The sequence below is a fragment of the Vibrio sp. 5S239 genome (assembly GCF_041439575.1).
GTDB classification, from domain to species: domain Bacteria; phylum Pseudomonadota; class Gammaproteobacteria; order Enterobacterales; family Vibrionaceae; genus Vibrio; species Vibrio kanaloae.
This window is the reverse complement of the sequence record NZ_JBGOOM010000012.1, coordinates 56380-73144: the sequence shown is the minus strand read 5'-3', so window position 1 is coordinate 73144 and position 16765 is coordinate 56380. Positions and strand designations below refer to the sequence as shown.

General features: G+C 43.7%; 11 protein-coding genes. 6 read left to right on the top strand and 5 right to left on the bottom strand.

What is annotated here, in order from left to right:
* Positions 1-52: 52 nt before the first annotated feature.
* Positions 53-3193, top strand: coding sequence for a ribonuclease E (gene rne / locus ACED48_RS11565; protein WP_017054980.1), 3141 nt, complete (start codon positions 53-55; stop codon positions 3191-3193).
* Between the two features lie 258 nt (positions 3194-3451).
* Entirely contained in the window at positions 3452-4999 is a 1548-nt protein-coding gene (locus tag ACED48_RS11560) for a SulP family inorganic anion transporter (protein ID WP_017054979.1), read from the top strand.
* Positions 5000-5109: 110 nt separating this feature from the next.
* On the opposite strand, the gene ACED48_RS11555 is transcribed toward ACED48_RS11560, so the two are convergent.
* Positions 5110-5559 (bottom strand): low molecular weight protein-tyrosine-phosphatase, encoded by a 450-nt coding sequence (locus ACED48_RS11555; protein ID WP_017054978.1) that lies wholly within the window; start codon positions 5557-5559, stop codon positions 5110-5112.
* Between the two features lie 84 nt (positions 5560-5643).
* Here ACED48_RS11555 and cobO point away from each other — a divergent pair, with 84 nt between their 5' ends.
* On the top strand, positions 5644-6249 hold the full coding sequence (cobO, locus tag ACED48_RS11550; protein ID WP_017054977.1) for a cob(I)yrinic acid a,c-diamide adenosyltransferase: 606 nt from the start codon (positions 5644-5646) through the stop codon (positions 6247-6249).
* A 144-nt stretch (positions 6250-6393) separates the two neighbouring features.
* Here the strand turns inward: cobO and ACED48_RS11545 are convergent, their stop codons facing one another.
* From ACED48_RS11545 to apbC, 3 genes are all read right to left on the bottom strand, one after another.
* Entirely contained in the window at positions 6394-8520 is a 2127-nt protein-coding gene (locus tag ACED48_RS11545; protein WP_017054976.1) for an AsmA family protein, read from the bottom strand.
* 108 nt (positions 8521-8628) lie between these two features.
* A complete protein-coding gene (udk, locus tag ACED48_RS11540) occupies positions 8629-9270 on the bottom strand; it encodes a uridine kinase (protein WP_017054975.1) in 642 nt (213 codons plus the stop codon).
* A 247-nt stretch (positions 9271-9517) separates the two neighbouring features.
* Positions 9518-10594, bottom strand: a complete 1077-nt coding sequence (gene apbC, locus ACED48_RS11535; protein ID WP_017054974.1) for an iron-sulfur cluster carrier protein ApbC — start codon at positions 10592-10594, stop codon at positions 9518-9520.
* 171 nt (positions 10595-10765) lie between these two features.
* Here apbC and metG point away from each other — a divergent pair, with 171 nt between their 5' ends.
* Both metG and ACED48_RS11525 read left to right on the top strand, forming a co-directional pair.
* A complete protein-coding gene (gene metG, locus ACED48_RS11530) occupies positions 10766-12826 on the top strand; it encodes a methionine--tRNA ligase (RefSeq protein ID WP_371692168.1) in 2061 nt (686 codons plus the stop codon).
* Between the two features lie 221 nt (positions 12827-13047).
* Entirely contained in the window at positions 13048-13527 is a 480-nt protein-coding gene (locus tag ACED48_RS11525) for a DUF1456 family protein (protein WP_017054972.1), read from the top strand.
* Between the two features lie 126 nt (positions 13528-13653).
* Here the strand turns inward: ACED48_RS11525 and fadR are convergent, their stop codons facing one another.
* Entirely contained in the window at positions 13654-14493 is an 840-nt protein-coding gene (gene fadR / locus ACED48_RS11520; protein ID WP_017054971.1) for a fatty acid metabolism transcriptional regulator FadR, read from the bottom strand.
* A gap of 640 nt (positions 14494-15133) precedes the next feature.
* On the opposite strand from fadR, the gene nhaB reads away from it, so the two are divergent.
* A complete protein-coding gene (gene nhaB / locus ACED48_RS11515; RefSeq protein WP_017054970.1) occupies positions 15134-16726 on the top strand; it encodes a Na(+)/H(+) antiporter NhaB in 1593 nt (530 codons plus the stop codon).
* The last annotated feature ends 39 nt before the right edge of the window (positions 16727-16765 follow it).

Below are 16765 nucleotides of genomic sequence, written 5' to 3'. Positions count from 1 at the left end.
TAAAGCGATAAGAACAATGATGAAAATAAGAAAAGACAATGAGAATTTCTAAATGAAAAGAATGTTAATTAACGCAACTCAAAAAGAAGAGTTGCGTGTCGCTTTGGTTGACGGCCAGCGACTGTTCGATCTCGATATCGAAAGTCCAGGTCACGAGTCAAAAAAAGCGAATATCTACAAAGGACGTATTACCCGTATTGAACCAAGCCTAGAAGCGGCATTTGTTGATTACGGCGCAGAACGTCACGGTTTCCTCCCTCTTAAAGAAATTGCCCGCGAATACTTCCCTGAAGGTTATACATACCAAGGCCGTCCTAGCATTAAAGAAGTGCTAAAAGAAGGCCAAGAAGTAATCGTACAAGTAGAGAAAGAAGAACGTGGTAGCAAAGGTGCTGCACTGACAACTTTCATCTCTTTGGCTGGTAGTTACTTAGTTCTTATGCCTAATAACCCTCGTGCTGGCGGTATTTCTCGTCGTATCGAAGGTGATGAACGCACTCAACTGAAAGCAGCATTAAGCACTCTTGAGCTTCCTCAAGGTATGGGTTTAATCGTGCGTACAGCTGGTGTTGGCAAAAGCGCAGAAGAGCTAGAGTGGGACCTGAATGTTCTATTGAACCATTGGGGCGCTATCAAGCAAGCTTCTGATTCAAATGCAGCTCCTTTCCTAATTCACCAAGAGAGTAACGTTATTGTTCGCGCAATTCGTGACTACCTACGTCGTGATATTGGCGAGATTCTAATCGACAGCAATACTATTTTTGAACGTGCACAAGCGCACATTCAATTAATACGCCCAGATTTCATGAATCGCGTTAAGAAATACGATGGTGAAGTTCCACTATTCAGCCATTACCAGATTGAAAGCCAGATCGAATCTGCTTTCCAACGTGAAGTTCGCCTTCCATCTGGTGGTTCTATCGTAATCGACCCAACAGAAGCTCTGACTTCTATCGATATTAACTCTGCTCGTGCAACAAAGGGCGGCGATATCGAAGAAACAGCGCTAAACACTAACCTAGAAGCGGCCGATGAAATTGCACGTCAATTACGTCTACGTGACCTAGGTGGTCTTGTTGTAATCGACTTTATCGATATGACTCCGGTTCGCCACCAACGCGAAGTAGAAAGCCGTCTACGTGATGCCGTTCGTTTAGATCGCGCACGTGTTCAGATTGGTCGTATTTCTCGCTTTGGTCTTCTAGAGATGTCTCGCCAACGTTTGAGCCCATCACTAGCAGAAGCAAGCCACCACATTTGTCCTCGTTGTACAGGTACTGGTGTTGTTCGTGATAACGAATCACTAGCACTGTCTGTTCTACGTCTAATTGAAGAAGAAGCTCTAAAAGACAACACTGCGCAAGTTCTTGCTGTAGTCCCTGTTCCTATCGCTTCTTACCTATTGAACGAAAAACGTCGCTCAGTAAATCACATCGAGAAGAACCAAGAAGTTAAGATCACTGTTGTACCTAACTCTGACATGGAAACACCACATTTTGAGGTTATCCGTGTACGTGAAGGTGAAGAGTTCGATCTACTGTCTTACCTACTGCCTAACAAGCTAGAAGCTCTAAAAGAAGCGGAAAGCAAAGAACCAGCAGAACAGACTGTTCGTCCTAAAAAGCTCGAAGAGCCAGCTCTGAAAGGTTTTGCAGCTCCAGCTCAATCAGCACCATCTCCATCTTCGGATCCAGCACCTAAAGCGGTAGAGAAGAAAGCTGAACCAGCAACGACTCAAGAACCAGGCCTGATTGGTCGTTTCTTCAAAGCAATCGGTAGCTTCCTCTTTAGCTCTGCAGCTCAAGAAGAGAAGCAAGAAGCACAAGAAGAGAAAAAAGAAGAAGAAAAACCTAAAAACAATCGAAACAACGGCAATCGTCAGCGCCGTGATCGTAACGATAACCGTCGTCGCAACCAACGTGGTGAACGTAGCGAGCGTGGTGACAATCGTAACGAAAACCGTGACAACAAACGTCGTCGTAAGCCAGCTCGTGACGAGAAGCCTGAAGAGCAGAAAGAAGTAGCTCCACAGCAAAATCGTCAGCCTCGTAAGCCTAAGCAAGATCGTCGTAACAAACCACGCGATGAGCATAAGCAACGCGAAGAGCAAGCTCCATCTAAATTAGCAGAAGAAGGTCTACAGCTAGCGGCAGAAGCTCAAGCTGATAAACCAGAAGTGCCTAAGGCTAAGCCTGAAGCGAAAGCGGCTAAGATTAAAGAGCGTCGTCAGCGTCGTAAACTGAACAAGCAAGTTCGTGTTAAAGACCAGCAAGCTCAAGCTGAAGATAATGCTTCAAAAGAGCAGGTTATTGCTAAAGAACAATCTGTTTCAAAAGAACAGTCAGTAGCTCAAGAGCAAAAAGTTGCGGAACAAGTAGAAGCAACTCAAGCGAATGCAGAGCAAACTGAACAGGAAGAGCCGAAACAACGTCGTAACCGTCGTTCTCCACGTCACCTACGTGCAAGTGGTCAACGTCGTCGTCGCGGTCGTGATCGTCGCCCTAACCCATTCCGCCTACGTAAAGGTGGTGTAGCTTCTCCAGAGATGGCGATGGGTAAAGTAATGCCTCGCTTCATTCCAAAACCTCACCACAAGCAGGCAAAACCTGAAGTAGCTGAAGTTCAAGTAGCAGTTGAAGCTCAAACATCTGTTCAAGAGCAGAATGTTGCTCTAGAGACGGTACCACAAAGCAATGTAGCAATGGCTGGCGGCTTCGCATGTCCAGAGCTTGCAATGGGTAAAGTTATCATCCGTCGTGAAGATGCTGTTATTGCTGAAGAAGTGGCTACTGAACCTAAGGTTGAAGCTCCTGCAGTCGTTGAAGAGGCACCTGTGGTTGTTGAAACTGCGAAAGTTGAAGCTCCAGTGATTGCAGAAACGACGAAAGTTGAAGCGCCTGTTGTAGCAGAAGCTGTGCAAGCAGAAGCAGCACCAGTTGTTGAAGCTGAAGCGCCTAAAGCTGAAAGTGCAAAAGTTGAAGAAGCACCTGTTGTGAAAGCAGAAGCTCCAAAGGCAGCGGTTGCTAAAAAGCAAGCAGGTTCACCAATGACTAAAGCTCCTGGTCCACAAGAGATCAAAGAGATTGAAGTTGTTGCAGCTCCGTTCCGCGCTGAGCGCTTTGTATCGAAAGGTGCAGGCAGTCAGGCAGCGTCGAACAAAGCTGGCGCGGCGATGACTAAGCCAAACTACTAGCGATTACTGATAGATAATCGCAAGTAAATAGAATCAAAGGCTGCTTATTAAAGCAGCCTTTTTCATATCTACTAATCGAATAAAAATTAACAGATATATTACTCAAAGTTAGGTTCAACCTTGAACTTAATCACATTTTTGGGTAGCATTCGCGCACTTATCTTTTCGACACTTCGCTATTGCCGCTCTTTTCCATCACTGTTTGGCTACGCAATACACCCGTGTCGGTAAATCCATCTTAAGCATAGCTGAGCAAACATGTTCGAATTCCCACAATTTTCAAAGCACTCTGTAAAGAATGACGTGCTTTCAGGTCTAACAGTAGCCCTAGCTCTGGTACCTGAAGCTGTAGCATTCGCCTTTGTTGCTGGCGTTGACCCAATGGTTGGTCTATACGCTGCATTCATCGTAGGTTTAATCACTTCTGTCTTTGGCGGCCGTCCAGGTATGATTTCTGGTGCAACTGGTGCAATGGCCGTTGTAATGGTGAGCCTAGTGGCAACCCATGGTGTTCAATACCTATTCGCAGCCGTTATGCTGGCTGGCCTTCTGCAAATTGCAGCAGGTGTATTTAAACTAGGTAAATTTATCCGTATCGTTCCACACCCAGTAATGATTGGTTTCGTGAACGGTTTGGCCATTGTTATCTTCCTAGCTCAGCTTGGTCAATTTAAAGCGCCAGACGTAACAGGTGCGTTGACTTGGTTACCAAGCGGTCAAATGACACTGATGTTAGGCCTTGTGGCACTCACTATGGCTATCATCCACTTCCTACCTAAACTGACAACAGCGGTACCATCTTCATTGGTTGCTATTGTGACGGTAACGGCTTTGGTTGTTGGCCTTGATCTTGAAACTCGTACTGTTGTCGATTTCCTACGTACTATGTCTGGTGACGAAGCAGCAACACTAGCAGGCTCTCTACCAACATTCTCTATTCCAGCAGTGCCGCTTAGCCTAGAAACGCTATACATTATCCTGCCTTACGCCGTGATTCTTGCAGCGATTGGTCTAATTGAATCACTACTGACGCTAACCGTACTAGACGAAATGACAAACACTCGTGGTCAATCTAACCGTGAATGTGTTGGTCAAGGTATGGCTAACGTGACGTGTTCAGTCTTTGGTGCGATGGGTGGTTGTGCGATGATCGGTCAATCGATGATCAACGTAAACTCAGGTGGTCGTGGTCGTCTTTCTGGCATCGTTGCTGCCGTTGCACTACTGATGTTCATCCTATTCGGCTCTGCGCTTATTGAAATGATTCCTCTAGCAGCACTAGTGGGCGTCATGTTTATGGTTGTTATCGGTACGTTTGAATGGGCAACCTTCAAGCTTGCACGTCGCGTACCTAAGCAAGACTTCTTCGTTATCGTCCTTGTTACAGTTGTAACTGTAATGACGGATCTTGCGGTTGCTGTATTTGTGGGTGTTATTGCCTCAGCACTAATGTTTGCGTGGCAACATGCTAAGCATATCTACGCAGACACATCTGTAAACGGCAAAGGCTCTAAAGAGTACAAAGTTAACGGCCCAATCTTCTTTGGTTCAACGGCTAACTTCCTTGAGTTATTTGACGCATACAACGATCCACAAGATGTTATCGTTGATTTCGCCAATTCACGCGTTACTGACCACTCTGCTATTGAAGCGATTGATACGATTGCTGAGCGTTACGCAGCACAAGGTAAAACGCTTCACCTTCGCCACCTAAGCCAAGACTGTGTCACAATGCTACACAAAGCAGGTAGTTTGGTTGAATCAAACGTTGCAGAAGATCCAATCTACAAAGTAATGTCTAAGTAATCTTAGCCATAGCTTAAAGCTAGATTTAAGAAGGTCGACATTGAATGAATGCCGGCCTTTTTTATATCTGTGATTTACTGATGACTCAGATGCTTAATATAACTTAGACATCAGATCGAACGCAGAATCGGTTCACTGGACTCTTCAATTAAATCCAAAACCAATTCAAAGCCATTCCCTTCCCCATAATATGGGTCGGGTATCTCTTGATACTGCGACTCGCCAAAACTCAAAAACAGCGCAATCTTGTATTGCAGGTGCACTGGACATTGGCTCATTAAGTCGTCTAAATTGGCCCTATCTGCAGCGAGTATCAGGTCAAATTCTTCGAAGTCATTGTCAACCACTTTACGAGAAGTAATCCCCTTAAAGCTGTAGCCTCGCTCCTCTCCTGCAGATCTCGAACGCGAGTCCGGCGAGTTACCTTGATGAAAACCAATCGTCCCCGCAGAGTCGACCACAACGTCAATATCCAGCTGTTGAGCTTTCTTCCTTAGCACCGCTTCTCCTGTTGGCGAACGGCAAATATTCCCCATACAAACTACGAGTATCTTTTTCATCCCTAATCACCTGCTCTTCCGATGGTTTTTGATATCGTTAAGTTAGGCTATGATAGGTGCAATCACAACTTAAAAGGATTTGTTATGTCGACTGAAGACAACAAAGAACAACGCCACAAAGCAAGACAACAGAAAGTAAAAGAACAAGTCGATGCTCGTGTCGCTGCAGCACAAGAAGTAAAAGGCCTATTGTTGGTCATCACTGGTAACGGTAAAGGCAAATCAACATCAGGCTTCGGCACCATTACTCGCGCAGTGGGTCACGGTAAGAAATGTGCCGTTGCTCAGTTTGTTAAAGGCACTTGGGATAACGGCGAAAAGAACGTTCTCCAAAAACTCGATGTAGAGTTCCAAGTCATGGGCACAGGTTTTACGTGGGAAACTCAAAACAAAGCTCAAGATATCGAAGCCGCACAGCGCGTATGGAAAGAGTGTCAACGCATGCTGGCTGACGAGTCGATTGATGTAATTCTGTTTGATGAGCTAACCTACATGGTAAGTTATGGCTACATCGAACTCGATGAAGTTGTTGAGGCGTTGAATAACCGTCCGAAGATGCAGTCTGTAATCATTACAGGCCGTGGGGCTCACCGTACTCTAACAGAAATGGCAGATACGGTATCTGAAGTTCGTAACGTGAAGCACGCTTTCGAATCTGGAGTCAAAGCGCTACAAGGCGTTGACTGGTAATAGCCTTCAACTCTGAGATCCCCGACTCGGTCATCTCCCCTATCGTCATTCCCTAGAGCGAGGGACAAGTATTATAAGCATCCAAACAAAAGCGCCATTCCTACAGTAGGAATGGCGCTTCTTTTCTATACGAGTTAGAAACGTTTAGTTAAAGAAACCTTTCAATAAACCATCTACCGCTTCTTTGGTTTTCTCGTCTTTGATCTTATCCGTTAGCTTGTTCACACCACGGTCAATCTCTTTCTGTGCTTTCTGTTTCAATACATCATCAAAAACAAGTGCAAATTTCGGGTCTGCCCACTGGCCAGTCACCTTAATTGGGATAGTCACATCTTTCAGGTCGTCAATGCTCTTACCGCCCTGACCTTCAAGCGAACCCACAATTGATGTACGAACAAGGAAATCGACCGTTTCATTAATGAAGTTCGCTTTACCTTGGCCAGTAACGCGCAGTAGTGGCGACTGTGCCGACAAGTCGTTCGTTGAAACCCAACCTTTGTCGACCTTCAGCGTCGCTTTCATTGCACTGAAATCCGTTTTTTGAGCTTCTCCTTTGCTTTCGACTTTTTCGCCTTTTATCTTGGCGTAGTTCTCTCGAATCAGTTGAGCAACGTTGATACCATTTACCGCACCATCTTCAAAGTTAATCACGATTGTGCCAACTAAGTTTTTCTTAATGCCAGTCGGAGTCAGGCTTTTACCTTTAACGTTAACATCGATATTACCGGTACCTTCCAGCGTATCGTTATTCGCAACATCAACCAGTAACGGTTGTACCTTCACGCCTTTGATTTTCTTCTTAGCCGTATAAGTCGCCGGTGTTTTACGTGCGTCTAACTTAGCTGTTGCAGAAATAGAGCCTTGGTAAAGGTTCGATGTGAATGAGGTTAGCTCTGCGATACCACGGTTAACCGAGAATGATGTTTTAACATTCTGCATTTTCGCATTGCTCGCCTTGAACTTATCAATCGTGATATCACCTTTCACATCTAACGTTTTCAGAGCCGACAGATCAGGTTCCACTTCTTTCGCAGGTGCAGAGCTACCTGAGTTTGACTTTGAACCACCAGCAGAACCAGAAGGAGCCGTGCTCGCCGTTTCTGTTGTGTTACCTAGGCCTAAGAACTCATCAAGGTCGATGTTCGGGCTATGAAGAGAAAAACGAACCTTTGGAATTTCAGACAGGGTTACGTCAGCTTTACCATCTAGCGCGATAGAGTTTGCTTGCAGCTTTTCTAACACAAAGCTCAAATGGCTCTTCGTTAGATCAAAGGTCAAATCAGACAGCATATCGACTTTCATTGGAGACTGAGGAAGCGTGTCGCCTTTGAATGTTGAGTCTAACGTTAACCTGTTCAGTGTCACTTTTGAAATCGCGCTATCGACGATTAGTTCACCGCTACCTTTCAGGTCTAAGTCAAGACCTGATGCTTTACCTACCACTGCGTAAGTCAGTTGGCTTACCTTATCGAACTCAAATATATCTAAACCAATTTTTGCGGAGTCAATTGATGTAGCAGGGTCATTAAACTTGGCGTTTAGATCAATATTGCGCAGCGCGTAACTCGCGAAGCCTTCCGCTAGTTTAAATTCAGCACTGCCGTTTGCAGAAAATTTCTGTTGATTGTTTTCGCCAGAAGCGGCAAAAGTCGCGGTTGTCCATGTATCTACTGCGAACTCAGATAAATTCAAAGACACATCGTATAACTTAGTGAATGAACCGGCTTGCTTGTCGTCCATTTCAAACAGTGCGTTTGAGATGGTGACACCTGCAAGATTGATCGTCCAATTAGAAGCTTCAGCCGCACTTTTTTCTTGAGGTACTGAGGCTGATTCAGCCGTTGTATCTACTACCGGCTCTGACTCTTGAGGTGCTGCCGCTTGTGTTAGTGCATCGATATTCTTACGGCCATCTTTAAGCGTTTCCAAATAGAACTCTGCGCCGTCTAGAGTAATGTTGCCAATCTCTAATTGATTGCTAAATAGCGGAGTAACCGAAACATCAACGCCAACGGTATCAACCTTAAATAAGTTCGGTTGGGTAAACCCTTCAGGATTACGTAATTCAGTTTGACCAAGTTCAAAGCCAATCGATGGGAAAAATTGCCAGCTGATATCGCCCTCGATCACTAGCTCTAGGCCGGTGTGTTTCTGGGCTTGTTCGACAATTAATGGCTTAAATTGGTTAGGATTCACTAACAACACTAGTGCCAGAACTGCTGCAATGACAACAAATACTGGTACGGCTACGAAAATGAGTAGTTTCTTCATCCGCATATTCCTTGCTTAGATTCCAAAAAGAAAGTGGCACTATAAAAGTGCCACTGATTCGGTAAAAAATAAAGCTAAGTGAGTCACTTAGGCTAAAGTTTTATTCGATTAAGACTTCAACAACTTCGCAATGTGCGCTTTTAACACATCAATCGCAATACGATTTTTACCACCACGAGGAACGATGATGTCTGCATGTTGTTTCGAAGGCTCGATAAACTGCATGAACATTGGACGCACTGTTTTTTGATATTGTTTAAGTACAGTATCCATTGTACGTCCACGCTCTTCTACATCACGTTTAACACGACGTAATAGACAGATGTCTAACGGTGTATCCATAAAAACACTTGCGTGCATTAGGTTACGAAGACGCGGGTCTGTTAATAGCAGAATACCTTCTAAAATGATCACTTTCTTAGGTGTAAGTGTAGTCGTTTCAGAAGTACGTGTGTGCTCAGTGTAACTGTATTCAGGAACTTCTACGGCATTGCCACTCATTAGCTGCTGTAGATGTTCACATAAAAGATCATGATCTAATGCATTTGGGTGATCGTAGTTAGTTTTAACACGCTCTTCCATACTCAAGTGACTTTGGTCGCTGTAATAGCAATCTTCCGTGATAACACCAATTTGATGGTCGCCTACTTTTTCGCGCAGCTCATTATAAATCGTACTAGCAATCAGACTTTTTCCTGAAGCTGAAGCGCCAGCGATACCTACGATGACACATTGATTATTATCAGACATTAATTTTGCACCCGATATGGTTTGGTGGTGGGAATAGATAAACTGCCTGATTATAGGGGCTAAACAACATAGATTCTAGTCGCCATTCTAGCTAATTGCAGTCAAATTGATGATATCAATGCATTTCATGAATACAATCGTTTGCTTTCAAACAGCTCCCTTATAACTATTTGCGCACCCCAATAATTATTTGTCCAACTTCAAACAGCTATGTTGGTAACCTAGATACTTTTTGCATTGATCCGCGCTATTCAACCATCGAAAAGTTAATCGCTTCTGGTCTCGCTTTTCCCGTCCAGAACATTTTCGCAGCGATATTTTCAGCAAGTTCTAGATAGTGACGCGTATGCTCACTATCCGGACGACGTATTACCGTCGGGCAACCTGCGTCAATGTCTTCTCTCACATCAATATGCAATGGAATTTGCGCCAAGATATCGAGGTGAAACTCTTCTGACATCGCTTCTGCGCCACCAGCACCAAATATATGCTCTTTCTCACCACAGTGACTGCAGATATGGTAGCTCATATTTTCTACTAGTCCTGCTACTGGCACACTTACTTTATCAAACATAGCGACACCTTTACGTGCGTCGGCTAATGCCAAATCTTGCGGTGTAGTCACCACAACAGCCCCTGTCACAGGAATCTGTTGTGACAATGTTAACTGAATATCCCCCGTGCCCGGTGGCATATCGATGACTAGGTAATCCAACTCTGGCCATACCGTTTCATTAACAAGTTGGCCTAATGCCTTGGCCGCCATTGGGCCACGCCAAATGGCAGCATCATCTTTCGATACAAGGTAACCAATGGAGTGAGTGAAAATACCGTGCACTTCAATTGGCATCATCCACTTGTTATTTTGAACTTCTGGTTTCGCGTCTAATTGGCCAAGCATCATCGGCACAGAAGGGCCATAGATATCTGCATCCAATAAACCCACTTTTGAACCAGACTTAGATAAAGCCAAAGCAAGGTTGACTGAAGTCGTCGATTTACCCACCCCACCCTTTGCAGATGTCACGGCGATGATGTTCTTCACGCCCTTCAATGGTGTAGCAACCGTGGTTTCTAACGCAGATGGCTGCACCTTCACTTGAAATTGGAAAGTACTCACAAGCTTTTGCTCAATCTGGGCATTAATCCAATCTTCAAGATCAACAGCAAGCTGGTTGGCAGCGAAAGGCAATGTGATAACAAATGATCCACGGGGATCAACAGAGACGATATTTTGGTGTAACGCCCACTCGGGAATGAGGATAGGTGACTCGAACTCATTCAACCATGAACAGAAATCTTGCTTAGAAGTAAAGTTACGCATTGGAGCTCCTTTTTTATTTATGCTATCACCCACGAGATAAAGACTGAACCCCTAAAAAACTAATGGAATCCTGTATCTGACTCCTTGGCGTAACACACGTTATAAAGTAGTATTACCCATCAAATTTATACCTATCAATAAAAGCGAATATTAAGTATGGCAAACGATCCAATAACTCTTGATCCAAGGAAATTACTGGTTACTTGTGCCCTTCCGTACGCTAACGGTTCGATTCACCTAGGTCACATGCTTGAGCACATCCAAGCTGACATCTGGGTTCGTTACCAACGCCTGCGTGGCAACACTGTAAACTTCATCTGTGCTGACGATGCCCACGGCACACCAATCATGCTTAAAGCACAACAGATGGGTATTACACCAGAAGAGATGATCGCTGCAGTAAGTGAAGAGCACCAACAAGACTTCGCAGGCTTCGATATTAGCTTTGATAACTACCACAGTACACACAGCGAAGAGAACCGTGAACTGGCTTCTCATATCTACCTTGAACTTAAAAAGAACGGCTTTATTTCTAGCCGTACTATTTCTCAGCTTTTCGACCCTGAGAAAGAGATGTTCCTACCAGACCGCTTCGTAAAAGGTACTTGCCCTAAGTGTAAGTCAGAAGACCAGTATGGTGATAACTGTGATAACTGTGGTGAGACATACAGCCCAACTGAACTGATTAATCCTAAATCAGCGGTTTCTGGCGCAACTCCAGTAATGAAAGATTCTGAGCACTTCTTCTTCGACCTACCTCAGTTCGAAAGCATGCTAAAAGAGTGGACTCGTTCTGGCTCTCTACAGAATGAAACTGCAAACAAAATGCAGGAATGGTTTGAGTCTGGTCTGCAACAGTGGGATATCTCACGTGATGCACCTTACTTTGGCTTTGAAATCCCAGGCGAAAAAGACAAGTTCTTCTACGTTTGGCTAGATGCTCCTATCGGTTACATGGGCTCATTCAAAAACCTTTGTGACAAGCGCGATGACCTAGACTTCGACGAATACTGGAAGAAAGACAGCACAGCTGAACTTTACCACTTCATCGGTAAAGACATCGTTTACTTCCACAGCCTATTCTGGCCAGCAATGCTTGACGGCGCGGGCTTCCGTAAGCCAAACAACGTATTTGTACACGGCTACGTAACGGTTAACGGTGCTAAGATGTCTAAATCTAAAGGCACATTCATTAAAGCAAGTACGTACCTAAATCACTTAGACCCTGAGTGTCTACGTTACTACTACGCTGCTAAGCTAAACAGCCGTATCGATGATTTAGACCTTAACCTTGAAGACTTCACTCAACGTGTAAACGCTGATGTAGTAAACAAGATTGTTAACCTAGCGTCTCGTAACGCTGGCTTCATCACGAAACGTTTTGAAGGCAAACTTGCTGCTGAATTTGCAGAACCTGAGCTATACAACGAATTCGTTGCTGCTGCTGAGCGTATCGGTGAGCTATACGAAACTCGTGAGTTCAGCCGCGCTATCCGTGAAATTACTGCACTAGCAGATAAAGCTAATCAGTACATTGACGAAAAAGCACCTTGGGTTCTTGCGAAAGAAGAAGGCAAAGAGAAAGAGCTTCAAGAAGTTTCTTCTGTCGGTATTAACCTATTCCGCGTGCTAATGGCTTACCTGAAACCAGTTATGCCAGAGCTTGCGGCGCGCACTGAGGCTTTCCTAAACGAAGAGCTAACGTGGGAAGCGATTGCTACACCGCTAACTGATCACGAAATCACTAAGTTCAAAGCGCTGTTTAGCCGTATTGATCCGAAGAAAGTGGAAGCAATGATCGAGTCTTCTAAAGAAGATGCAGCCGCAGAAGCAGCTGCGAAAGAAAAAGCAGAAGCTGAAAAAGAGCAAGCAAGCCAAACTGAGCTAGACAAAGAGCCAATCGCAGACGAGATTGAGTTCGATGCCTTTGCAGCAGTCGATATGCGTATTGCTCGTATTATCTCATGTGAAGAAGTACCAAAAGCGAACAAACTACTGAAGTTCCAACTGGACATCGGTGGTGAAACTCGCCAAGTATTCTCTGGCATCAAGTCAGCATACAAACCTGAAGAGCTAGAAGGCAAGCTAACCGTAATGGTTGCAAACCTAAAACCTCGCAAGATGAAGTTTGGTATGTCTGAAGGCATGATCCTAGCTGCTGGCCCTGGTGGCAGCGACCTATGGATCCTTGAGCCACACGAAGGTGCTCAACCTGGTATGCGTGTAATGTAATTCTGGCTTCAGTCAGATAACAAGCACTCATAGCGAAATCCCTAATGTACTTTTAACTTGAATAAGTTAATAAGCATTGGGGATTTTTTATATCTACCGAAAATAAGCGTTCTCTGTTAGAGTCGCCGTCAACTATGCTATGTAGAGTAGAAATTGGTTTGTCGACGATAACGGGCTAACCAACACCTCTTTACTCTCCAAACCCTTTTTAGGAATCCCCAGTGACTAACAACGAAATCTTGCGTCGTATTCAACACGCACTAAACCTTAAAAATGCACAAATCATTAAAGCTATTGAGCAAGCTGAGGTGACTGTTGCTCATGACCAAGTAATTAACTGGCTAAAAGACGACAATGACAAGTCATGCTCTAAGATGAAAGACAAAGAGTTAGCGGTATTCCTAAATGGTTTCATCAACCTTAAACGTGGTAAAAAAGAAGGTGCTCAACCTAAACCTGAAGTTGATCTAACTAACAACATGATTTTCATGAAGCTACGTATTGCATTAAACATGAAAGCAGAAGATGTACTGGACATATTAGAAGTCGTCGGCATTAGCTTGAGCAAGCACGAGATTGGTGCGTACTTCCGTAAACCAGAAAACAAAAACTACAAGGTATGTGAAGACCAACTACTTTGTGATTTTCTAAATGGCGTCCAATTTACAAACCGCCCAGATTCAGAAGAGTTTGTAGCTTAAGTTACTAACATCCTCTCTTCAGAAATACAAAAGCGGCGAGATAATTTGATTATCTCGCCGCTTTTTCGTTTTCTTTATGTCACTTACCGAATAAACCTAAAATTTATCAGATTAGCGTTTACCGGATTAACTATCGTCTTCAGTGAAGTTAGTTGGCAACGTTGTTTTCATTTCATTCCAAACCTGCGCGCTTGCGATGCCGTAATTACGGATCACCAGTGGCAAGTTTTCTCGTTGACCACTCTCACAAATAACGAACAACTCTTTATAAAAGTTTATCGCCAAACGTCGAGCTTCTGGGTTGGAGAAGTAGTAACTACCAATGCGGTCATAGAATTTACGTACTCCGTTGAAAATCAAACCATAAATTTGATTACCTGAGTGGAACGCCAAACGTTGAAAAAGCATGTAGTCATAGAAGTTGAAAGTCTTCGCGATTAAGATCGTCTGACGTTTCGCTTCATCTTTCTCTGAATCTTCTTTGACTGCTTGCTTAATCTTGTCGGCGTATGGTGATGACTCTAAGAACTCATCCCACGTTGGTGCCGCAAGTAGCGCTTCACAAGATTCAATCACGTTGCTAATAGTACGCTCTGAAGCTTCTTTGTTTGCTTTGAATGCATAACGCATAAAGATCGGGCTGATATTAGTACGAGCAGCAAGTAAGTCTTCGACCATTTTACTTGCGTTATCAACATCCAACGTCATTAACGTATCTAGAATATGAAGACCTGAGGTTTCCATAAACTGGTTTACTTTGGTTGGTTTGCCGTGTTGGATTGTCAACCAACCATCACGAGCAAGACGCTGAAGCACTTCACGAAGCGTGGTGCGTGTTACACCAATCAGTTCAGAAAGCTCACGCTCAGCGGGTAAGATAGAGCCAGGAGCAAAACGGCCATTCCAAATACTTTCAATGATATACTTTTCTGCAAAACCTGCCGGGCTCTTCGCCTTAATGACCATCTACACTTCAATCCAATTAAATTATTCTGTTCTAATTTACTCATCATACCACTAGTCACACCTAGCGGAAACACCCTCAAAAACTTAACTCACTCATATCAAGTAATAGAGTTAAAACTCTAAAGATAAACACACGTTTGCACCCAAGCTTTAGAAAGCAAGTGACCATAAACAACCATTCTAACAACTCATTAACACAACAAAATTTCTTTAAAATCAATGATATTGGTCATAATTTAAGAGCCATTAAATTGCAATATTAAGTTGTAAAAATCACACATAAACCGCTTTTATTCTGTGATTTTCAATCATTTCGATTAAATATTGATTCTAGTCGGTTTTTATTAAATTTTAAGTGATATGCTCGCACTACTTTGATCGCGTTTCTCAACAAAAAAGTGGTATTTTTAGCACTACAGAACTTTTCCTGTTGACTAAATGTTATCTAAGAGTAGAGTTTCGCTCAAAAATAAGCAGTGCTTGAGTTTCTAAGGGAGTGACTTGGCAAGACCACAGAACGTTACATGGAATGTAGTTTTTCTAAGTCACTGTTAGCTATAGTTTTTAATTGCTTCTATAGCTCGATTTTCAAAATGTTGTATTGCTTGTCTATTCATAATCAACATAAAAGAGTATTAACATGCCGATGTCTCTCGGAAACGCTTTTATCAAGAACTTCCTTGGTAAAGCTCCTGATTGGTATAAACTTGCCATCATTTCCTTTTTAATCATCAATCCATTTGTTTTTTTCCTAGTTGACCCATTTGTTGCGGGCTGGCTATTAGTGGTTGAGTTTATTTTCACTTTAGCAATGGCTTTGAAATGCTATCCTCTTCAACCAGGAGGTTTACTGGCGATTCAAGCGGTCGCCATAGGCATGACCAAACCTGAAATGGTATACCACGAGCTACAAGCTAACCTTCCTGTATTACTCTTGTTGGTATTCATGGTTGCTGGCATCTACTTCATGAAAGAACTGCTTTTGTTCATTTTCACGAAAATACTGCTCGGTATCCAATCTAAAATTCTGCTTTCTGTTGCTTTCTGTATCGCCGCCGCTTTTTTATCGGCATTCCTAGATGCACTAACAGTAATTGCCGTTGTGATCAGTGTTGCGGTTGGCTTCTATTCTATCTACCACAAAGTGGCATCAGGTAAAGGCTCAACGTCTGCACACGATCATACTCATGATGAAGAGATCTCTGAGCTAACTCGTGATGACTTAGAAAACTACCGGGCCTTCTTACGTTCACTACTCATGCATGCAGGCGTGGGCACGGCACTAGGTGGTGTCATGACTATGGTCGGTGAACCACAGAACTTAGTGATTGCTAAACAAGCGAGTTGGGAGTTTGGTGAGTTTATCATCCGTATGCTGCCTGTCACGCTGCCCGTATTCATCTGCGGTATTCTAACTTGCGCACTTGTAGAAAAATTCAAAGTGTTTGGCTATGGTGCAAAACTACCAAATAACGTTCGCCAAATTTTGGTCGAGTTCGACAATAAAGAACGAGCAAATCGTACAAAGCAAGACATAGCAAAACTATGGGTTCAAGGTGCAATCGCAGTTTGGCTTATTGTAGGCCTTGCGCTTCACGTTGCTGAAGTGGGTTTGATTGGCCTTTCAGTTATCATCCTGGCAACGGCATTTACTGGCGTTATCGAAGAGCACTCAATGGGTAAAGCGTTTGAGGAAGCACTACCATTTACCGCTCTGTTAGCTGTTTTCTTCTGCATCGTTGCAGTAATCATCGACCAATCATTATTTAAGCCTGTAATTGATGCTGTACTTCACGTTGAAGATAAAGGTGCTCAACTCGCACTATTCTATGTGGCCAACGGTATCTTATCGATGGTTTCAGATAACGTATTCGTAGGTACGGTTTACATTAACGAAGTGAAAACAGCGCTTATTGAAGGTATCATCACTCGTGACCAATTCGACCTACTCGCAGTAGCGATCAACACGGGTACTAACCTACCTTCGGTTGCAACGCCAAACGGTCAGGCAGCATTCTTGTTCCTATTAACATCAGCACTGGCTCCGTTAATTAGACTATCTTACGGGCGCATGGTTATCATGGCACTGCCTTACACAATCGTTTTGGCACTGGTTGGCCTAGCAGGCATCGTGTTCTTGGTAGAGCCGATGACAGCATGGTTCTACGATGCTGGTTGGATCATTCATCGAGCAGGTGAAGTCGTTGCTCCAGTTATCTCTGGTGGTCATTAAGCTAAACACTGTGTCGCAAACCACAATAAGTATAACTAA